Origin of the sequence: Borreliella yangtzensis (assembly GCF_014201775.1) — a bacterium.
GTDB classification, from domain to species: domain Bacteria; phylum Spirochaetota; class Spirochaetia; order Borreliales; family Borreliaceae; genus Borreliella; species Borreliella yangtzensis.
In genome coordinates, this window is the sequence record NZ_JACHFG010000002.1 from 24542 (window position 1) to 44930 (window position 20389).

Consider the following 20389-nt stretch of genomic DNA (forward strand, 5'->3'; position numbering starts at 1 on the left):
ATTAAATTAAGTATCAGATTAACATCTATTATAGGTTATTATAAGATTGTTTTTCAATGTTTATATGGTGACAATTGGCAATTGTGAAATGATTTTTTCCTGTTTTTAACAATGTTAGGTATTTTTATACTAAATTATAAATTTATTTTTTAGTTTTTATGTTGTTGTATTTGTATTAATATAAAATCTGGTCATATTAATTTAGTATTTATAAAATTTTTGATAATTTATATAAATTGAAATGTATATTTTATTGTGTGTAGGTTATATTGTAAAATGTTTTTATGAATTTGTTGACTAAAATTGTTCAATCCATTTTGATTTTGTTTTTATTTATTTCTTGCAAACAAAAACAAAGTGAAATTCAAAATCTTACTCACCTTTTAAAATCTTCTAATAAAAATGGATTAGATAAGTTTCTTATTATTGATAGGGTTGTTAATATATATATTGCAAATAAGAACTATGAAAATGCTTTAGAGATTGTAAATAGTGGGATTGTTGACGATGAATCTAGAGAATATTATTCTTTATATCTTTATTTAATGGGTAATATTTATGATTCTATGGGAGAAGATTTTGTGGCTTTTAGTATTTACAGGCATGTTGTTGACAGTTTTGATGATTATGTTTATGAGAACTGTTCAGTGAAAACAAGGGTGGCTAAAAAGATTGTTAATTTAAATATTGATTCAATCGATAAGATCAATTATTACAAATTTATATTAAACATAGGGATTGATGATTTAAGTAATGAGGAAAAGGGTAATTATTTTTATAATCTTGCATTAAGTTTGGAAGATATTCAAGATTATGATGAATCTTATTTTTACTATAAAAAATTTCTTTCAATTCCAAGGTCACATTTAAAAGTAGATTCTAGAGACTATTATAATGTTGTTACAAAAATTAATTATTTTAATAATCCAGAGTTTGTTGTGTATAGAAATTTGGGGGATTTAATCCAGGATGTTAAAAATTTTGTGCTTTCTGGGAATACTTCTAAATTGCTTAATATAAGAGATAAGAATAATTTTTTTATTCAAAGCTGGGATCAAAAGGGCGGGAAAGGTAATTCCATTAATACTAACAGCTTTTTAACTACAATGATTAGGCTTGGGGGAAGACGAAAAAATGGAATACAATTTGCAAAGCATCTTGAAGCGGATTCTAGTGATGATATATCTTATCTTGAATCAAGCGGCTGGGATCATATTCGGGAATGGTATTTTGTTTTTAAAAGAATTGTTTATCCTAAAGATCCAGAAATTAATAATGGTTGGACTTGGATAGGTGTATATTTAGGTAAAAAATAATAGGAAGGAGATAATGCATTTTCTTAAGGTTCTTTTTAGTTATTTATTTCTACTTTATTCTAATGTTTCTATAATAAAAGATGAGGTTACTGAGACAAGTGTACATAGAATAATTGATTGGGATAGGAAGGTTATTTGTTTTGACATTGTTAAGGAAATTAATGAAAATGAATTTAGACCAGTAGGTTTAAATACAGCGTCTAAATTAATATCAACTATTAATGATTTTAAAGATACTTTAATAAGAGAGTCTCTTTTTAAGATAATTATGGACTCTGAAAATACTTTTAAAAATTATTTTGACCTAAATCCCAGCTTAATACTTAAGTTTTCAGGTCCCAATAGTATTTTGAAAAGATCTTATATAAAATATTCAGAAGACTTAAGGAGTCTAACTGTTAGGTATGAGCTAAGTCTTTTCCCCGATTTTATAAATTTATTTTTTTCGCATGAAAAGCCCTATAAAGCTTTTTATCCATTAGTAAATTCTGATGTTGATAAAACTGATTATACAGGAATTGTGATTTATGTAGGAGGAGTCTACAATGATGCTTTAGGTTCTAATAAAAAATTAGAAGACTCTTTTTTTATCAAAATTTATGATGAAAACATTAGACCGTATTTTGATAAGAGAATGGTTTCTTCAGAGGCTTTGAAAAAATGGGGAATGCTTGAGTATAGTAATGATGTTCTTTATAACAATAAAAATAGGGTTGGATATCGTCCTTTAAAATTGGTTGCCAAAAGTATTTATGGTAAAAACAATACAGACATTATACTTGACGAGCATTCTATTAATAAGTTGTTTTCAAATAGTAATAACATTAAACTTTTACAAGATGGGAAACTTGTTGTAATAAAGTAATAAAATTTTAAACTTAATACTTGTTTTTTTCCAAACAATCAATTAAGATAGTAGAGAGTTTTATAAGGAATTAATGCCCTTATAGCTCAGTTGGTAGAGCACCACCATGGTAAGGTGGGGGTCGTCGGTTCAAGTCCGATTGAGGGCTTTTATTGGTAGTTAGGAGTTTTATTGTATGGGTAAAAAGAAGGGAAAAGGAGCTGTTGAGCTTATATCTTTGGTTTGTGAAGAGACAGGAATCAGAAATTATACCACTACTAAGAATAGACGTAATAAACAAGAGAAGTTAGAATTGATGAAATATTGTCCAAAATTACGGAAACACACTCTTCATAAGGAAGGAAAAATAAAATAATAATAAATAATAATAGGTCAGTAGTTCCAACGGTAGAACGACAGTCTCCAAAACTGTATGCTGGGGGTTCGAATCCCTCCTGACCTGTTGTTAAAATTAAAGTGAGGCTTTATAAGTGTTTAGGTTTATCAAAGATAGTATCTTGGAGCTTAAGAAGGTAACTTGGCCTAAGTATAATGAAGTTGTTGAAAATGGAAAGCAAGTTTTTTGGTTGGTATTATTTGTTTCGATTTTCTTGGGCATAGTTGATTACCTTATGTTCCTTGTTGTAACTTATGTATTTTAATATAAGAAGGATAAATTATGCCTAGAGCTTGGTATGTAGTTCAAACTTATTCTCAATATGAAAAAAAGATAGAACAAGACATAAGACTTTTAATAAGTGAAGGTGTTTTTGGTGGTGTAGTATTAGATGTTAAGGCTCCTATTGAAAAAGTAGAAGAGATAAGAAATGGTAAGAAAAGAATAAGGGAGAGAAAAATTTGGCCAGGCTATATTCTTATTGAGCTAGATCTTCCAGAAGTAGGTTGGAAAGATATTGTTGCTAATATTATTAAAGTTCAAGGTGTTATTAGTTTTGTTGGTGTTAACAAGGGGCAAAAGCCTATCCCTATTAATGATGAAGAAGTAAAAAGTGTTTTTATGCTTACTGGTGAAATTAAAGCAAATAAGTCTATTTTTATGCTTTATGACTTTGAAGAAGGGGAAAGAGTTAGAATTAAGGGTGGACCTTTTGATTCCTTTGAAGGGCTTATTAGTTCTATTGATTATGAAAGAAAGAAATTAAAAGTTGCAGTTCAAATTTTTGGAAGATCAACACCTGTTGAAGTTGATTTTCAACATATAGAGAAGATTTAAAATTTGATACTAATGGGAGCTTTGAAGGCGTTATTACCATAAGGAGATTATATGGCAAAAAAAAAAGCAATTTCTTGGATTAAATTGCAGGTTCCAGCTGCTCAAGCGGCTCCAGGAGCTAAAATAGGTCAAGCGCTTGGACCCCACGGAGTTAGTGGTCCTCAGTTTGTAAAGGAATTTAATGAGAGAACCGCAAAGATGGATCCCGGTATCGTGGTTCCTGTTATCATTACCGTTTATAGTGACAAAAGTTTTTCCTTTATTATAAAGTCCCCCCCAGCTTCGATTTTAATTAAAAAAGCTATTGGAATAGAATCAGGATCTAAGAAATCCAATACAGATAAAGTTGGAACTATATCAAAAGAAAAGTTGATGGAGATAGCAAAAATTAAAATGTCTGATTTAAACGCAAAATCAGAATCTGCAGCGTTTAAAATTATTGCAGGAAGTGCGCGCTCAATGGGTGTTGAGGTTGAAAAATAATGTCAAAAAAGGGTAAAAAATATATTGCAGCTTTTTCCAAAGTAGATAGAAGTAAATTTTATAACATTGAAGATGCAATTTCACTATTGAAAGAAATTAAATTTGTTAAATTCGATGAAACTATAGATATATCTATTAATCTTAATTTAAAAAAGAATCATACTGTTAGAGACACTATAGTTTTGCCAAATCAGTTTATGAAGCCAAAAAGAATACTTGTTTTTGCAAAAGGTGATCGAGCAGATGAAGCTAGATCTTTTGGTGCAACTTATGTTGGGGATGATGACCTTATAAATAAGATTAGAAGTGGCTGGGATGAATTTGATGTTGTTGTTGCAACTCCTGATATGATGAAGGATGTTGGAAGACTTGGCCCTATTTTAGGGAAAAGAGGTTTAATGCCCAATCCAAAGACTCAAACAGTCACAAATAATCTTAAGGATGCAATCAATAGTCTTAAAAAGGGCCGAACAGAATTTAGAGCAAATAAAAATGGTGTAATAAGCTTTTCTTTTGGTAAATCTTCTATGGACAATGAAAAGATAAAAGAAAATTATGAGGAATTTATCAAGGAAGTTGTTAAAAAAAGACCGAGTGACTTAAAAGGAGCTTTTATAGATAGTATTTATATTTCATCTACTATGGGGCCTTCTATAAAAGTTAATTTTGTTTGGAGGTAATAGTATGAGCAGAAAGATAAATTCTAAAAAGTTGGAAATGTTTGATTTATTGAAAAAGTTTATAGACAATAAGCAAAATCTTTTTTTCTTAGATTACAGAGGGTTGAGTGTGTCTCAGTTGACAGATCTTCGCAATAAAATAGAATGCGAACATGGAGCATTAAAAGTTGTTAAAAACAATATAATGAAGATGGTTTTAAAAGAAAGGAATATTAATGTTGTTGATTCTTGTTTGGTTGGCCCCACAGTTGTTGTTACTGCATTAGAAGAAGCTAATGTAATAGCAAAAATTTTTTATGATTTTGTAAAGAGTAGTACTTTAAAAGTAAAGGGCGGTTTTATTTTAGGAGAGTTTTATGATGAGGCTAAAGTTCAAGCTTATAGCAAACTTCCTACCAAAAAAGAATCTATTTCTTTATTTGCTAGCGTGTTAAAATCGCCAGTTTCTAAGCTTGTAAGGACATTGAAAGCTTTGGCTGATGTTAAAAATTAACATGACAGTGTTAGTCTTAATTTTTGAGTGCATGCTATCACTGTGGAATAAAAATATATAAGGAGTTAATATGGCACTAAATAAAGAAGATATTTTAACCTGGCTTGAAGGTGCAAAAACTATGGAAGTTGTTGACCTTGTAACGGCTATTGAGGAAAAGTTTGGAGTAACTGCTGCTGTTGCTGTTAGTGGGGGGGTAGCTGCTTCAACAGGCTCAACTGATTCTGAGGAACAAACCGAATTTGATGTAATTCTTATGTCTTTTGGTGATAGCAAAATAAATGTTATAAAAGAGGTTAGAGCTATTACAGGGCTTGGTCTAGGAGAAGCTAAGGCTTTAGTTGAAGCTGCTCCTAAAGCTGTTAAAGAAGGTCTTTCTAAGTCAGATGCTGAGGAATTGAAAAAGAAACTTGAGGCAGTTGGCGCAAAAGTTGAAGTTAAATAAGAAATTAAAAATATATCAAAGTTGTTATTCCGCATGTCTTTATGATATGCGGCTTGTTATGTCTTAAAAAAGGAGTCTTTTAATGATAAAAAGAGTTCATCTGGGACAAGGAAGAGCTGAGGAGATTTTAGACTTACCTAACCTGATAGAAATACAATTAAATTCTTATGAAAAATTTTTACAACTTGATAAATTAAAAAATAAAAAACCTTTACTTAATGAAGGCCTCGAGTCTGTTTTTAGAAATATATTTCCCATCAAGAGTGGAAATGGTGATGTTGCTCTTGAGTATGAAAGATACTATATAGAATATGATGCTCTTGATTTTACAGAAAAAGAATGTAAAAGAAAGGGACAAAGTTATGAAGCTGTTTTAAAAGTAAGACTAAATTTGCAATTTTTAGCTACTGGGGAAATAAGACAAAAAGATGTATACATGGGAACTATTCCTTTAATGACAGAAAGGGGTACTTTTATTATTAATGGGGCTGAGAGAGTTGTTGTTTCTCAGATTCATAGATCTCCAGGAGTTGTTTTTTATAAAGAAAAAGATTTATATTCTGCTAGAATAATTCCTTATCGTGGTTCTTGGTTAGAATTTGAGATTGATTCTAAAAAAGATTATCTTTATGTAAAGATAGATAGAAAAAAAAGAATACTTATAACCCTTTTTTTGAGAGCTTTGGGGTTTGATACGAGAGAAAAAATAATAGAAACTTTCTACAATATTAAAAAAATTAAAGTTAAAGATGACACAAAAAGAGATCTTCCAGGTCAATATTTAGCCAAGAGTGTTGACATAAAAGAGAATATGCATTATAGAGCAGGAGATAAGATTACTCTACAAGATGTTGAAGATTTTTTACAAAATGGGGTAAATGAAATAGAACTTGTTGATTTTGATGGTTATAATGATGTTTTTGGAAAGTATTTTGTGAGTTCAAATGTTATTTTAAATTGTCTTGAGAAAGAGGATGCTTTTTTTGCTTTAAAGGATAGTTCTAAAGAGCTTCCAAAAGAATCGGTTATGCTCGCTGTTTATGGCGCACTTTTTCCTGGTGAGCCAATATCTATTGATAATGCTGAAAACGATTTAAAAACTATATTTTTTTCTGAAAGAAGATATGATCTTGGACGCGTGGGACGATATAAGCTTTCTAAAAAATTTGGATTTGATGACTTGAATACATCGGTTTTGACTATGAATGATATTGTTAATACCATATCTCATCTTTTGAGAATATATGAAGGCCATGATATTCTTGATGATATTGATCATCTGGGAAATAGGAGGGTGCGTTCTGTTGGGGAGCTTCTTACTAATATATATAAAGGGGCAATGTCAAGAGTTGAAAAAATCGCTAAAGATAGAATGTCTAACAAGGAAGTTTTTAATCTCAAACCCCAGGAACTAATAAGTGTTAAACCTATTGTATCTGCTGTTAAAGAATTTTTTGCAACCAGCCAGCTTTCGCAGTTCATGGATCAGGTCAATCCTTTGGCCGAACTTACTCATAAAAGGCGCCTTAATGCTCTTGGACCAGGGGGACTTTCAAGAGATAGAGTAGGATTTGAAGTAAGAGACGTCCATTATACTCATTATGGCAGGATGTGCCCTATTGAAACTCCTGAAGGGCCAAATATCGGACTTATTGTTTCTTTAGCTACTTATTCTAGAGTTAATGATTATGGTTTTTTAGAAACCCCTTATAGGAAGGTTGTTAATGGAGAGGTAACTGACGAATTAGAATATTTATCTGCTATTGATGAAGAAAAAAAGTGTATTGCCCAGGCTAATGCTGCTTTTGATTCTAATGGAAATTATCTTGAAGATTTGGTTTCTGTTAGAATTTCTGGTGATTATACCACAACAAATCCTAAAAATATAGACTATATGGATGTCTCTCCTAGGCAGTTAATTTCAGTATCTTCTGCATTAATTCCTTTTCTTGAGCACAATGATGCAAATAGAGCGCTTATGGGTTCTAATATGCAAAGACAAGCAGTACCTCTGCTTTTTCCCAAGCCTCCGATTGTTGGTACAGGTATGGAAAGTGTTGTTGCAAAGGATTCTGGAGTGGTAATTAAGGCTAAAAGAAGTGGAGAAGTTATTCTTGCAACAAGCAATAAAATCGTTATTAAACCTTTTGAATCGGAGAATGCTAAAGATTTAGATGAATATCAGATTGTTAAGTATGAAAGAACAAATCAAGATACTTGCTTTAATCAATCCGTTTTGGTTAAAGAGGGTCAAAAGGTTGAAAAGGATGAAATAATAGCTGATGGTCCTGCTACTAGATATGGAGAGCTTGCTCTTGGTAATAATTTATTGCTGGGAGTTATTCCTTGGAATGGATTTAATTATGAAGATGCTATATTAATTTCTGACAGAATTGTAAAGGAAGATCTTTATACATCTATTCATATTAAAGAATTCAGTATAGAAGTAAGAGAAACTAAACTTGGTCCTGAGAAAGTCACAGGAGATATACCAAATGTTAGCGAAAAGATATTAAATAAATTAGATGAAAATGGAATTATACGGATAGGAACTTATGTAAAGCCTGGCGATATTCTGGTCGGCAAAGTTACTCCAAAGTCAGAAGGAGACATTACTCCCGAATTTAGACTTTTAACTTCTATTTTTGGAGAAAAAGCAAAAGATGTTAAAAATAATTCATTAAAAGTTCCTCATGGTACCGAAGGTACAGTTATTGATGTTCAAAGAATTACTAAAGAGGATGTTAGTAATCTTTCTCCTGGAGTTGAAGAGATCCTTAAAGTTTATGTTGCTAAAAAAAGGAAGCTTAAAGAGGGTGATAAAATGGCTGGTCGACATGGCAATAAGGGGGTTGTTGCAAAAATCCTTCCTGTTGAAGATATGCCATATCTGGCGGATGGAACTCCTCTTGATATATGCTTAAATCCTTTAGGAGTGCCTTCTAGAATGAATATCGGGCAGTTAATGGAATCACAATTAGGTCTTGCTGGTAAATATCTTAAAGAATCTTATAATGTTCCTGTTTTTGAATCGGCTACAAATGAACAAATTCAAGAAAAATTAAAAAAAGCTGGATTTAATCCAACTTCTAAAGAGATTTTATATGATGGCTATACAGGAGAGCCTTTCGAAAATGAAGTAATGGTTGGGGTAATTTACATGCTTAAATTGCACCACCTTGTTGATGATAAAATGCATGCAAGATCAACAGGGCCATATTCTCTTGTTTCTCAACAACCTCTTGGAGGAAAGGCTCAATTTGGTGGGCAAAGACTTGGAGAAATGGAGGTTTGGGCTCTTGAAGCTTATGGTGCGGCTCACACCCTTCAAGAACTTTTAACAGTAAAATCTGATGATATGTCAGGTAGAGTCAAAATATATGAAAATATAGTAAAAGGCATTCCTACTAATGTATCAGGGATTCCCGAGTCTTTTAATGTGCTAATGCAAGAGCTTAGAGGACTTGGACTTGATTTGTCAATTTATGATGATAATGGAAATCAGGTTCCTTTGACGGAAAAAGAAGAAGAATTGATTAATAAAAGCTAAATTTTTGGAGTTTTTATGAAAGAGATAAAAGATTTTGAAAAAATAAAAATTAAAATAGCATCTCCCGATCAAATTAGAAATTGGTCTTACGGAGAAGTTAAAAAGTCTGAGACTATTAATTATAGAACTTTGAGACCCGAAAAGGATGGGCTTTTTTGTGAAAGGATTTTTGGTACTACAAAAGAATGGGAATGTTATTGTGGTAAATTCAAATCAGTTAGATATAAAGGCATTATTTGTGATCGTTGCAATGTAGAAGTTACTCATTTTAAGGTGAGGCGTGAAAGAATGGGGCATATTGAGCTAGCAGCTCCGGTTGCCCATATTTGGTATTACAAATATATACCCTCTAGAATTGGTCTTTTGCTTGACATTACAGCATCTAGTTTGAATTCTATTCTTTATTATGAAAAATATGTGGTAATTGAACCGGGTGATACTGATCTTAAAAAAATGCAGCTTTTAAATGAAGATGAATACATAGAGGCTAGAGAGCGATATGGTATGTCTTTTAATGCTTCGATGGGAGCTGAAGCTATAAAAACTCTTCTTGAAAATCTTGATCTTGAAGAGCTTTCATCTAAGCTTAGAATTCAAATGATAGATAAAGATGATAAAACTGATAAAAAACTCTTAAGACGTCTTGAAATTATTGAAAATTTTAAAATTTCTGGAAATAAGCCAGAATGGATGATTATGGATGTTCTTCCTGTTATCCCTCCAGAAATTAGGCCGATGGTTCAGCTTGATGGAGGTCGCTTTGCAACATCTGATCTTAATGATCTTTACAGAAGAGTTATAAATAGGAATAATCGTTTAAGGAAGCTGCTTCTTCTTAATGCTCCAGAGATTATTGTGAGAAACGAAAAAAGAATGCTTCAAGAATCGGTAGATTCTTTATTTGATAATTCTCATAAAAGAAAGGTTGTTAAAGGCTCATCTAGCAGGCCTCTTAAGTCGCTTTCCGATGCATTAAAAGGCAAGCAAGGAAGATTTAGGCAAAATCTGCTTGGTAAAAGAGTTGATTATTCTGGTCGTTCTGTTATTGTTGTTGGACCTGAGCTAAAGTTACATCAATGTGGATTGCCTGCAAAAATGGCTCTTGAGCTATTTAAGCCTTTTGTTATAAGAAGGTTAATTGAGAGTGAGGCCGTTTTTAATATTAAAAGAGCAAAAAATTTGATCGAACAAGAAGTTGACGAGGTATGGCAAATTTTAGATCTTGTTATCAAAGAGCACCCTATTCTGTTAAATAGGGCGCCTACTCTTCATAGACTTGGAATTCAGGCTTTTGAGCCTGTATTAGTTGAGGGTAAGGCAATAAAATTGCATCCCCTTGTTTGTCATGCATATAATGCTGATTTTGATGGTGACCAAATGGCAGTGCATGTGCCCCTTACTCCATCAGCACAAGCTGAGAGTTGGGCTTTAATGCTTTCAACAAATAATCTTTTAAATCCTGCTAATGGGCACCCTATTGTTTTTCCATCTCAAGATATTGTTTTGGGTTTATATTATTTAACAATGGAAAAAAAGAATATTGTTGGAGAAGGTAAAAAGTTTTTAAACTTTAATAATGTTATTCTTGCTATAAATAATAGGAGCCTGGATTACAATGCTTCTATTTATGTAAAAATTGATGGTGAATACAAAAAAACTACAGCTGGCAGGGTTATATTTAATGAGGCTTTGCCCAATGGAATTGAATTTGTAAATAAAACTCTTAGTGATTTGGAACTACAAATTTTAATATCAAAGGTTTATGTGGTTCATGGTTCTTCTACTGTAATTGAAATGCTTGATATTATAAAGGAGCTTGGTTTTAGGTATGCCACTAAGTTTGGGTGCACAATTAGCATGAGTGATATTATTGTTCCTGATGAAAAAAGAACTTATGTAGACAGGGCAAATAAAGAGATTGCTAAAATTCAAAATGATTATGCCAAAGGTGTTATTACTGGTGAAGAACGTTATAATAATGTAGTTTCTGTTTGGTTAAAGACAAATGAAGAACTTACTAATAAGATGATGGAAATTTTGAAGAAAGACAGAGATGGATTTAATGTTATATATATGATGGCAGATTCTGGTGCTAGAGGTAGTAGAAATCAAATAAGGCAACTTGCTGGTATGAGAGGATTGATGGCAAAAACTTCTGGGGATATTATTGAGCTTCCAATTATTTCTAATTTTAAAGAAGGTCTTTCTGTGATAGAGTTTTTTATATCTACAAATGGAGCGAGAAAGGGTCTAGCGGATACTGCTCTTAAGACGGCTGATGCTGGGTATTTAACTAGAAGATTAGTAGACATTGCTCAAGATGTTGTTGTTAGAATAGAGGATTGTGGCACTATAAACGGAATAAAAGTTGAGACTGTAAAAAATGGTGAAGAAATATTAGAATCTTTGAAAGAAAAAGCTGTTGGGAGTTATTCTATTGAAAGAATAAAAAATCCAATTACCGGTGAGATTGTTTTGGATGCAAATGAAGAAATATCAGAAGCTAAAATAGAGTTATTAGAGAAAATCGGTATTGAAAAACTTGTGATTAGGTCTGTTTTAACATGTGAAGCTGAACATGGCGTTTGTCAAAAATGTTATGGTAGAGATTTTTCAAAGAACAAACCTGTTAACATTGGTGAGGCAGTGGGAATAATTGCTGCTCAGTCCATAGGGCAACCAGGTACTCAATTAACCATGAGAACTTTTCATATTGGTGGAGTTGCCCAGGCTGGTAGTGAGGATGATAAAATATCTCTAAAGAATGCTTTTATACTTAATGGCATAGAAGGTTTTAATGTTCAGGTTGACAATGGAATTCTTTTCACAAGAAAAGGAACTTTAAAAATAATCAATGTTTTTTATGAGGAAATAATTAATAACATAAAAGAGATTAAAGTTTTAGATTCTCAAAGAGTAATCAAAGGAGTCCCTTTATTTATTAATAAAAATGGTGCAGAAATTCTCTCTTCTTATATTGGTTATGTTAAATTAAGAGATGATAAATTTTTCATAGTATCAGAAGAACAAGAGGTTGCCTTGAAAGCCGGCACAAAGCTTGAAATAGAAGTTGGTGATTATGTTGAATCGGGTAAAGTTATTGGTACATTTGACCCGTTTGCAGAGCCTATTATTGCAGAGGTTAAAGGTAGAATTAAGTTTAAGGATATTATCTTAGGAACCACTCTTAAGGAAGAGATAAATACTGAAACAGGAAATGCTGAAAAAAGAATTACAGATAATGTTTTTGAGTCCCTTGATCCTAGAATTTTTATTGTTGATAGTAGTGGTATTGAGGTTGCATCTTATGTATTGCCAGGTGATGCTTACCTTCAAGTTGAAGATGGTCAGAATGTTAATATAGGAGATGTTATTGCGAAACTTTCTAAAGGCTCTGAAAAAACTCAAGATATTACAGGAGGCTTGCCCCGTGTTAATGATCTTTTTGAAACAAGAATCCCTAAGAATTTAACTGAGATGGCTAAAGTAAGTGGAATTGTACAATTTAAATCAATTCAAAAAGGTAAAAGACTGATTAATATTTTAGATGAGTATGGAGTTGAACATAAGCATTATATTCCGGCCGGCAAGCATCTTTTAGTTAGAGATGGAGATGTTGTTAAAGCAGGAGATATGCTTTGTGATGGTAGAATCAATCCCCATGATGTACTTGAAATTTTAGGCGGAATTAGTTTGCAAGAGTTCTTGTTAGCAGAAATTCAAGATGTTTATCGAAAACAGGGCGTTAGTATTAATGACAAACATATTGGTGTGATAATTAAACAAATGATGAAAAAAGTTAAGATTGTAGCAGTTGGCGATACTAATTTTGTTTATGGACAAAAGGTAGATAAGCACACTTTTTATGAGCAAAATAGAAAAGTAATCGAACAAGGTGGTGAGCCAGCAATAGCAAGTCCTATTCTTATAGGAGTAACTAAGACATCTCTTAATATAGATTCTTTTATTTCTGCGGCTTCTTTTCAGGAAACAACAAAAGTATTAACAGATGCTTCTATTGCTGGGAAAATAGATGATCTTAGAGGATTGAAAGAAAATGTTGTAATTGGTCATTTAATTCCTACTGGAACTGGTATGGGGCTTTATAAAAAGATTAAAGTTAGTGAGAATATCGATTTTAAAGTTTAACTTGAAAATAAGTGATATATTTGCTACCATTTTATTAATAATTTCAAGAAAAGGAGAGCGTTGATGTATGCCTACAATTAATCAATTAATTAGAAAGCCTAGAAAAAGTCAAACGGAGAAGACCGCATCTCCTGCGCTTCAAAATTGCCCTCAAAGAAGAGGAATTTGTACACGTGTAATGACTGTAACACCCAAAAAGCCCAATTCGGCCTTAAGAAAAGTAGCACGGGTTAGACTTTCAAATGGGTTTGAAGTAACAGCATATATTCCAGGAATTGGTCATAATTTACAGGAACATTCCGTGGTTCTAATTAGAGGTGGTAGAGTTAAAGATTTGCCTGGAGTAAGGTATCATATTGTTCGAGGAGCCAAGGATACTCTTGGTGTTAATAATAGGAAAAAGGGTAGATCTAAGTATGGAACAAAAAAACCTAAAGCTTAACTGGAAGGTGGGTTAATATTAAATATGTCAAGAAAAAATAAAAAAATCAAAAAGAAAATTTTTGTTGATACCAGGTATAATTCTAGGATTGTTGCAAAGTTTGCAAACAGAATGATGTATGATGGAAAAAAATCAATAAGCGAGAATATACTTTATAGTTCGATTGATTTGCTTGCTGATAAGCTTGAAGATAGTGATAAAATGGCTGTTTTTTATAAAGCCTTAGACAATATTAAACCGTTGGTAGAAGTAAGAAGTAGACGAGTAGGTGGCGCTACATATCAAGTTCCTGTTGAAGTTAGAGAAGAGAGGAGAGAGGCTTTGGCTATGAAGTGGATTATTTTTGCTGCTAGGAAATCTAGTGGTAAGTCTATGAAGGAGAAGTTGTCAAACGAACTTTTAAATGCATATAATTCTACTGGCGCTGCTTTTAAGAAGAAAGAAGATACTCACAGAATGGCTGAAGCAAACAAAGCTTTTACTCATTATAGATGGTAAAAAGACACCTTTTTTTGTAAGGTGTCTTTTTTTTGCTTATATATTGTGTATTATAAGGCTATTTTTTGTATTTATTTTATTAAAGTGAGGGTATTTTTATGTTAAAAAAAATTTATTATTTATTATTTTTATTATTTATTATTGCTTGTTCTGGCTCTGATGGTGGTAATTTAGAATCAAAAACAGTTTCGCTTATAGTTGATGGTGCTTTTGATGATAAAGGATTTAATGAAAGTTCTTCTAAGGCGATAAGAAAATTAAAGACAGATTTTAATATAAATATAATTGAAAAAGCATCTACAGGTAATTCTTATTTGGGAGATATTTCAAATTTAGAAGATGGCAATTCAAATTTGATTTGGGGAATTGGATTTCGATTGTCAGATACTCTTTTGCAAAGAGCTCAAGAAAACGTTTCCATTAGTTATGCAATCATAGAAGGAGTTTATAATGAAATTCAAATACCTAAAAATCTTCTTAATATTAGTTTTAGATCCGAAGAGGTGGCGTTTTTAGCAGGATATTTTGCGTCAAAGGCTTCTAAAACAGGTAAAATTGGATTTATTGGGGGGGTGAAGGGAAAAGTTTTGGAATCTTTTATGTATGGATACGAAGCTGGTGCTAAGTATGCAAATTCCAATATTAAAGTGGTCTCTCAATATGTTGGCACATTTGGGGACTTTGGACTTGGTCGTTCAACAGCATCTAATATGTATCGAGATGGGGTTGATATTATATTCGCAGCTGCAGGACTTTCTGGTATAGGAGTAATTGAGGCTGCAAAAGAATTAGGGCCTGACCATTATATTGTTGGAGTTGATCAGGATCAAGCATATCTTGCTCCTAATAATGTTCTTATTTCTGCTGTAAAGAAAGTTGATTCATTGATGTATAGTTTAACAAAAAAGTATTTAGAAACTGGAGTTTGGGATGGGGGCAAGACCATTTTGTTTGGGCTTAAAGAAGATGGACTTGGTTTGGTTTTAAATGAAAATTTAAAATCAAATTATTCTGAGATTTATGACAAATCATTGAAAATTGGACAAAGCATAATTAATGGTATAATAAAAGCGCCTTATGACAAGATATCTTATGATAACTTTATTTTGCAAATAAAAAATTAACTTGATTTGTATGGGGCACTTGTTAAAAATGTTTTTAATCCTTTTAAAAGGATTTTAAAGAGTTTTTTAATTTTTGTAAGTTTAGTTTAGATTAATCTTATAAAAGGGTTTAAATTTGGATATTGTGGTGAGGTAGTAAAAATTAATTTTTTACTACCGCCGTGTTTTTGTTAATGTTAAAAGTATTATTTGTTTTTATAAGTTTATTAATATTTTATGTTTTATAAATAAAGAATGCTACTTGTTAGTAAAATAAAGTTAATATTTTGATTTTAAAAAATTTAAATTTTTAAAGTAAATTTTGTAAGGAGAGGATTAATTTTGTTTAAAAGGTTTATTTTTATTGTTTTACCTTTATTAGTATTGGCTTGTTTTAAATCTAATAAAAAGTCTGTTAAATCTGATAAAGTTATTGTAGGTGTTTTGGCTAATGGTAGCTTTTATGATAAAGGCTATAATCAAAGTGTTCATTATGGTGTTGTAAAACTTAGAGATGATTTTGGAATAAAACTTATAACTAAATCTTTAAGGCCTTATCCTATTGAGGGCAAAAGACTTCTTACTGTTGATGAAGCAATGGCAGAGGATGCTTATGAGGTTCAAAAAAATCCTTTAAATCTTTTTTGGTTGATTGGGTATGAATTTTCCAATTTATCGGTTAAGCTTTCGTATGAACGTCCAGATATTTATTATGGGATTATAGATGCTTTTGATTATGGCGATATTCAAGTTCCTAAGAATTCTTTGGCCATTAAGTTTAGAAATGAAGAAGCTGCATTTTTAGCTGGATATATTGCTGCTAAGATGAGTAAAAGGAAAAAGATTGGATTTTTAACAGGTCCTATAAGTGAACATTTGAATGATTTTAAGTTTGGTTTTAAGGCTGGAATTTTTTATGCTAACCCCAAAATAAGATTAGTATCGAAAAAAGCGCCTTCTGTTTTTGATAAAGAGAAAGGTAAAGAAATGGCTCGGTTTATGTACAAAGAGGATAAAGTAGGTGTTATTTTTCCAATAGCCGGTATAACAGGGCTTGGGGTTTTTGACGCTGCTAAGGAGCTTGGACCTAAATATTATGTTGTTGGTTTAAATCAAGATCAATCATATATTGCCCCGCAAAATGTTATTACTTCAATACTTAAGGATATTAGTAAGGTTATTTATTCTGTTTCATCAGATTATATTAAAAATGGAGTTTTTAAGGGCGGAGTTGTTATTGATCGAGGATTGAAAGAAGGGGTAATAGAAATTGTTAAGGATCCTGATGTTTTAAATGATAGACTAGTTGATGAAGTTCTTGATTTAGAAAATAAAATAATAAGTGGAGAAATTGTTATTCCTGATAGTGAATATGCATTTGATTTATTTAAATCAAAGTTATAAACTACTTAGGTATAGCTTTATTTGAAAAGGAAAATATTTTATGGGTAAATTGTTGTTATTGATTTTGTTTGAAGGTGTTGTTTTTTTATCTTGTAGTGGTAGGGGTAGTCTTGAGGGTGGAATTCCTAAGGTGTCTGTAATAATTGATGGAACTTTTGATGATAAATCTTTTAATGAGAGCGCTTTAAATGGTATAAAAAAGGTTAAAGAAGAATTTAAAGTTGAATTTATTTTAAAAGAATCTACATCAAATTCTTATTTATCTGATCTTGAAGGGCTTAAAGATACGGGCTCAAATTTAATTTGGCTTATTGGGTATAAATTTAGCGATGTATCCAAGGCTGTTTCTTTGCAAAATTCTGAGGTGAAATATGCAATTATTGATCCTGTTTATTCTGATGAGCCTATTCCTGCGAATTTAGTAGGTATGACTTTTAGAGCTCAAGAAGGCGCGTTTTTGACAGGTTATATTGCTTCAAAAATTTCTAAAACGGGTAAAATTGGATTTTTAGGGGGAATAAAGGGTGAGATAGTAGATGCTTTCAGGTATGGGTATGAGGCCGGTGCTAAGTATGCCAATAAAGATATAAAGATATCTACTCAGTATATTGGTAGTTTTGCTGACATTGAAGCTGGTAGAAGCGTTGCAACTAAAATGTATTCTGATGGAATAGACATAATTCATCATGCTGCAGGTCTTGGAGGAATTGGTTCTATTGAGGTTGCGAAAGAACTTGGTTCTGGGCATTACATTATTGGAGTTGATGAGGATCAATCATATCTTGCTCCTGATAATGTTATTACATCTTCAACTAAAGATGTCGGTAGAGCTTTAAATATTTTTACATCTAACTATTTAAAAACTAATGCTTTTGAAGGTGGGAAATTAATAAATTATGGTCTTAAAGAAGGAGTTGTAGGGTTCGTAAGAAATCCCAAGATGATTCCCTTTGAACTTGAAAAAGAAATCGATAGTCTTTCTAGTAAAATAATCAATAAAGAAGTTATTGTTCCGTATAATAAAGAAAGTTATGAAAAATTTCTTAAAGAATTTATTTGAATAAATTTTGAATAAATTTTGAATAAATAATCAATGTATTTTATTTTTTAAATATAAAAACGCATTGATTTTGTGTAAATGGTGGGAATGGAGAAGCGTTCTATATGAGTATTACAATTTTTATATTCGGTATTTTGTTGACTTCTTGCTTGGGTGAAAATGAAATAGAATCTGGTTCAAGTAAAATTAAGATATCTATGTTTGTAGATGGTATTCTTGATGACAAATCTTTTAATTCTAGTGCTAATAAGGCCTTGTTGCGCTTGAAAAAAGATTTTCCAGAAAGTATTGAAAAAGTTTTTTCTAATGCTGCTTCTGGGGTTTATTCTAGTTATGTCTCAGATCTTGATAATTTAAAAATGAATGGTTCAGATTTGATTTGGCTTGTAGGGTATATGCTTACAGATGTTGCTTTATCGGTCTCATTGGAAAATCCAAGAATTAGCTACGGAATAATAGATCCTATTTATGGTGATGATGTTCAGATCCCTAAAAATTTGATTGGTATTGTTTTTAGAATAGAGCAAGGTGCTTTTTTAGCCGGCTATATTGCAGCTAAAAAAAGCGTTTCTGGTAAAATAGGTTTTATAGGAGGGGTAAAGGGCGATATAGTGGATGCATTCCGTTATGGCTATGAGGCTGGTGCTAAGTATGCTAATAAAGGCATAAAAATTGTAAGTGAATACTCCAATTCTTTTTCCGATGTTGATATTGGTAGAATCATGGCTAATAAAATGTATTCTAAAGGAATAGATATAATTCATTTTGCAGCTGGTTTGGCAGGGATTGGTGTTATCGAGGCAGCAAAAGAACTTGGTGATGGTTATTATGTTATTGGATCTGATCAAGATCAGTCTTATCTTGCTCCTAAAAATTTTATTACTTCTGTTATAAAAAATGTTGGTGACGCATTATATTTGATTACTAGCGAATATCTTAAAAACAATAATACTTGGGAGGAAGGTGGAAAAATTATTAAAATGGGATTAAGAGATGGTGTTGTTGGTTTATCTAATGCGAATGAATTTGAATACATAAAAGTTCTTGAAAGTAAAATAATCAATAAAGAGATTGTTGTTCCTTTCAATCAGGAAGGATATGAAATTTTTATAAAGCAAATATTAAAGCTATAGACTTTTTTAAAAAAGATTTTAATTTTTTAGTTTTTAATTATGCTATATTTATTGTGTTATAATAAATATAAGCAAATTTCTATTGTTTTAGAGGATTTAGCATTGAATAAAAAAATGTTTCCCAAGATTTATTATTATGATCAAGATTTTATTGATATTTATAATAAAAGTTTATCTTGGATTCAAGACAAGGTCGTTTTACAAAAAGTTGCTGATAAAGGCAAAAAAGATAAAAATTATTATTCGGAGAATTGTAATTATATAGATCAGATGCAAGCTTGTATGTCAAGCTTTTTTCTTGTCTATAGTAATGGAGAATATTCATCTACATCTTCGATTGACAAATTTTATCAGCTGCAGGAGGAATCTGGCGCAATTAGGGCTAGGTATGACAATAACAATGCTATTGTTGATCTTGATGAGAATGAAGAGAATATTGGGTTTCCTATTTTTGCATGGGCTGAATATAATTTGTATCATAAAACAGGAAATAAAAAGAGAATTTCTGAAGTTTTACCAATTCTTGATAAGTATTATAAGTGGATAGAAAGAAAATTTTTAAAGGAAAATGGTCTTTATTCAGTTGATGTAAATAAAATTTTTTATAAAAACTCTCCAAGAGTAAATGCACACTATCCTATAGATTTTAATTCATTACAACTTCATAGTGCATATTGTATTTCTAAATTAGCAGACATTTTAAATGATAAAAATTTATCACTTGAATACAAAAAACGTTTTTTTTCTCTTAAAGTCAAGATTAATTCTTTAATGTGGAGTGAAAAAGATGGATTTTATTATGATCTTGATATTAATGAGAATATTATTGAAATTAAGACAATAGTAGGGTTTTTCCCAATGCTTTCTGAGATTCCTAGTGAAGACAGAATAGAAAGAATGGTTTTTTATTTAAAAAGTACTAAGCATTTTGGGACTCCAAACCCTTTTCCAACGCTTTCTGTTAGTGAGCCAGGTTTTAGTGAAGATGGCAATGGATATTATGGCTCAGTTTATACTTATATGAATTTTTTTGTGATCAAAGGTCTTGAATATTGTGGTCGTGCAAATATTGCAAGAGAATTTACTATAAGACATTTATATTATATATTAGATACTTTAATTCCGTTTAATAAAATTAAAGGGCACATTTGGGAAGCTTATAAGCCTATGCAAGAAGGGCCTGCATATTTTGATTCTAATAAAAAAACTTATACTGAAAAAAATCTTATTTGCTACCTTGCGCTTTTTAGCATTAGCTTGATGATAGAAAATATTATTGGTCTTACGATTAGTTTGCCCGATAAAACTGTATATTGGAACATCCCTACTCTTGAGATTATGGGGATAGAAAGCTTATCTCTTAAAAAGAATCAAACTACAATAATTTGTAATAAAGGGAAAAGGGGTTGGGAAATAAAAATGGAATCTGAAAAACTTTATTATTTTACAATAAATATATTAAATAAAAAAGAAAAAACCCTTCCTATTCCTTCAGGAAGATGTTCTATGTTGTTGGATAAGCTTTGATGAATTGGATTCATTAAATGTCTTGTAA

At 31.3% G+C, this 20389-nt stretch carries 18 protein-coding genes and 2 tRNA genes; all 20 read left to right on the forward strand.

Translation table 11 applies throughout. From position 1 onward, the window contains the following. Nucleotides 1-284: 284 nt before the first annotated feature. The 20 genes from HNP68_RS02310 to HNP68_RS02405 all read left to right on the forward strand — a co-directional run bounded on the left by HNP68_RS02310 (nucleotide 285) and on the right by HNP68_RS02405 (nucleotide 20361). Nucleotides 285-1316: a hypothetical protein gene (locus HNP68_RS02310; RefSeq protein ID WP_183220045.1), complete on the forward strand. Its 1032-nt coding sequence runs from the start codon at nucleotides 285-287 to the stop codon at nucleotides 1314-1316. Between the two features lie 13 nt (nucleotides 1317-1329). Further along, nucleotides 1330-2181 carry a hypothetical protein gene (locus HNP68_RS02315; RefSeq protein ID WP_183220047.1) on the forward strand — a complete coding sequence of 284 codons (852 nt, stop codon included), beginning with the start codon at nucleotides 1330-1332 and terminating at the stop codon, nucleotides 2179-2181. 75 nt (nucleotides 2182-2256) lie between these two features. Next, nucleotides 2257-2329, forward strand: a tRNA-Thr gene (locus HNP68_RS02320). 27 nt (nucleotides 2330-2356) lie between these two features. Next, nucleotides 2357-2536: a 50S ribosomal protein L33 gene (gene rpmG, locus HNP68_RS02325; protein ID WP_183220049.1), complete on the forward strand. Its 180-nt coding sequence runs from the start codon at nucleotides 2357-2359 to the stop codon at nucleotides 2534-2536. A 14-nt stretch (nucleotides 2537-2550) separates the two neighbouring features. Next, nucleotides 2551-2623 (forward strand) — tRNA-Trp (locus HNP68_RS02330). Between the two features lie 28 nt (nucleotides 2624-2651). Then, the gene (gene secE, locus HNP68_RS02335) at nucleotides 2652-2822 is read left to right on the forward strand and encodes a preprotein translocase subunit SecE (RefSeq protein WP_011600998.1); all 171 of its coding nucleotides are present in this window, start codon (nucleotides 2652-2654) and stop codon (nucleotides 2820-2822) included. Between the two features lie 17 nt (nucleotides 2823-2839). Then, nucleotides 2840-3394: a transcription termination/antitermination protein NusG gene (nusG, locus tag HNP68_RS02340; protein ID WP_183220051.1), complete on the forward strand. Its 555-nt coding sequence runs from the start codon at nucleotides 2840-2842 to the stop codon at nucleotides 3392-3394. Between the two features lie 51 nt (nucleotides 3395-3445). Further along, nucleotides 3446-3877, forward strand: a complete 432-nt coding sequence (gene rplK / locus HNP68_RS02345) for a 50S ribosomal protein L11 (RefSeq protein WP_183220053.1) — start codon at nucleotides 3446-3448, stop codon at nucleotides 3875-3877. Continuing rightward, entirely contained in the window at nucleotides 3877-4557 is a 681-nt protein-coding gene (gene rplA / locus HNP68_RS02350) for a 50S ribosomal protein L1 (RefSeq protein WP_183220055.1), read from the forward strand. Before rplK ends, rplA begins: the two co-directional genes overlap by 1 nt. A 4-nt stretch (nucleotides 4558-4561) precedes the next feature. Beyond that, nucleotides 4562-5050 carry a 50S ribosomal protein L10 gene (gene rplJ, locus HNP68_RS02355; RefSeq protein WP_183220057.1) on the forward strand — a complete coding sequence of 163 codons (489 nt, stop codon included), beginning with the start codon at nucleotides 4562-4564 and terminating at the stop codon, nucleotides 5048-5050. 70 nt (nucleotides 5051-5120) lie between these two features. Continuing rightward, nucleotides 5121-5495, forward strand: a complete 375-nt coding sequence (rplL, locus tag HNP68_RS02360) for a 50S ribosomal protein L7/L12 (protein ID WP_183220059.1) — start codon at nucleotides 5121-5123, stop codon at nucleotides 5493-5495. 82 nt (nucleotides 5496-5577) lie between these two features. Further along, nucleotides 5578-9045: a DNA-directed RNA polymerase subunit beta gene (gene rpoB / locus HNP68_RS02365; RefSeq protein ID WP_183220061.1), complete on the forward strand. Its 3468-nt coding sequence runs from the start codon at nucleotides 5578-5580 to the stop codon at nucleotides 9043-9045. Between the two features lie 15 nt (nucleotides 9046-9060). Next, the gene (gene rpoC, locus HNP68_RS02370; protein ID WP_183220063.1) at nucleotides 9061-13194 is read left to right on the forward strand and encodes a DNA-directed RNA polymerase subunit beta'; all 4134 of its coding nucleotides are present in this window, start codon (nucleotides 9061-9063) and stop codon (nucleotides 13192-13194) included. Between the two features lie 67 nt (nucleotides 13195-13261). After that, a complete protein-coding gene (rpsL, locus tag HNP68_RS02375) occupies nucleotides 13262-13636 on the forward strand; it encodes a 30S ribosomal protein S12 (RefSeq protein WP_002656492.1) in 375 nt (124 codons plus the stop codon). Nucleotides 13637-13660: 24 nt separating this feature from the next. Beyond that, on the forward strand, nucleotides 13661-14134 hold the full coding sequence (gene rpsG, locus HNP68_RS02380; protein WP_044006541.1) for a 30S ribosomal protein S7: 474 nt from the start codon (nucleotides 13661-13663) through the stop codon (nucleotides 14132-14134). A gap of 98 nt (nucleotides 14135-14232) precedes the next feature. Further along, nucleotides 14233-15258 (forward strand): nucleoside ABC transporter substrate-binding protein BmpD, encoded by a 1026-nt coding sequence (bmpD, locus tag HNP68_RS02385; RefSeq protein WP_183220066.1) that lies wholly within the window; start codon nucleotides 14233-14235, stop codon nucleotides 15256-15258. A 321-nt stretch (nucleotides 15259-15579) separates the two neighbouring features. Continuing rightward, entirely contained in the window at nucleotides 15580-16641 is a 1062-nt protein-coding gene (gene bmpC, locus HNP68_RS02390; protein WP_183220068.1) for a nucleoside ABC transporter substrate-binding protein BmpC, read from the forward strand. A 40-nt stretch (nucleotides 16642-16681) separates the two neighbouring features. Beyond that, nucleotides 16682-17701 carry a nucleoside ABC transporter substrate-binding protein BmpA gene (gene bmpA, locus HNP68_RS02395; protein WP_183220070.1) on the forward strand — a complete coding sequence of 340 codons (1020 nt, stop codon included), beginning with the start codon at nucleotides 16682-16684 and terminating at the stop codon, nucleotides 17699-17701. Between the two features lie 104 nt (nucleotides 17702-17805). Continuing rightward, nucleotides 17806-18834 (forward strand): nucleoside ABC transporter substrate-binding protein BmpB, encoded by a 1029-nt coding sequence (gene bmpB, locus HNP68_RS02400; protein ID WP_183220072.1) that lies wholly within the window; start codon nucleotides 17806-17808, stop codon nucleotides 18832-18834. 102 nt (nucleotides 18835-18936) lie between these two features. Then, complete coding sequence (locus HNP68_RS02405) at nucleotides 18937-20361, forward strand: MGH1-like glycoside hydrolase domain-containing protein (RefSeq protein ID WP_183220074.1); 1425 nt, start codon at nucleotides 18937-18939, stop codon at nucleotides 20359-20361. Nucleotides 20362-20389 lie beyond the last annotated feature (28 nt).

Bases quoted from the DNA above. Each gene is read 5' to 3' on its own strand.
- HNP68_RS02310 (WP_183220045.1), top strand. From the start codon at position 285: ATGAATTTGTTGACTAAAATTGTTCAATCCATTTTGATTTTGTTTTTA.
- HNP68_RS02315 (WP_183220047.1), top strand. From the start codon at position 1,330: ATGCATTTTCTTAAGGTTCTTTTTAGTTATTTATTTCTACTTTATTCT.
- rpmG (WP_183220049.1), top strand. From the start codon at position 2,357: ATGGGTAAAAAGAAGGGAAAAGGAGCTGTTGAGCTTATATCTTTGGTT.
- nusG (WP_183220051.1), top strand. From the start codon at position 2,840: ATGCCTAGAGCTTGGTATGTAGTTCAAACTTATTCTCAATATGAAAAA.
- rplK (WP_183220053.1), top strand. From the start codon at position 3,446: ATGGCAAAAAAAAAAGCAATTTCTTGGATTAAATTGCAGGTTCCAGCT.
- rplA (WP_183220055.1), top strand. From the start codon at position 3,877: ATGTCAAAAAAGGGTAAAAAATATATTGCAGCTTTTTCCAAAGTAGAT.
- rplJ (WP_183220057.1), top strand. From the start codon at position 4,562: ATGAGCAGAAAGATAAATTCTAAAAAGTTGGAAATGTTTGATTTATTG.
- rplL (WP_183220059.1), top strand. From the start codon at position 5,121: ATGGCACTAAATAAAGAAGATATTTTAACCTGGCTTGAAGGTGCAAAA.
- rpoB (WP_183220061.1), top strand. From the start codon at position 5,578: ATGATAAAAAGAGTTCATCTGGGACAAGGAAGAGCTGAGGAGATTTTA.
- rpoC (WP_183220063.1), top strand. From the start codon at position 9,061: ATGAAAGAGATAAAAGATTTTGAAAAAATAAAAATTAAAATAGCATCT.
- rpsL (WP_002656492.1), top strand. From the start codon at position 13,262: ATGCCTACAATTAATCAATTAATTAGAAAGCCTAGAAAAAGTCAAACG.
- rpsG (WP_044006541.1), top strand. From the start codon at position 13,661: ATGTCAAGAAAAAATAAAAAAATCAAAAAGAAAATTTTTGTTGATACC.
- bmpD (WP_183220066.1), top strand. From the start codon at position 14,233: ATGTTAAAAAAAATTTATTATTTATTATTTTTATTATTTATTATTGCT.
- bmpA (WP_183220070.1), top strand. From the start codon at position 16,682: ATGGGTAAATTGTTGTTATTGATTTTGTTTGAAGGTGTTGTTTTTTTA.
- bmpB (WP_183220072.1), top strand. From the start codon at position 17,806: ATGAGTATTACAATTTTTATATTCGGTATTTTGTTGACTTCTTGCTTG.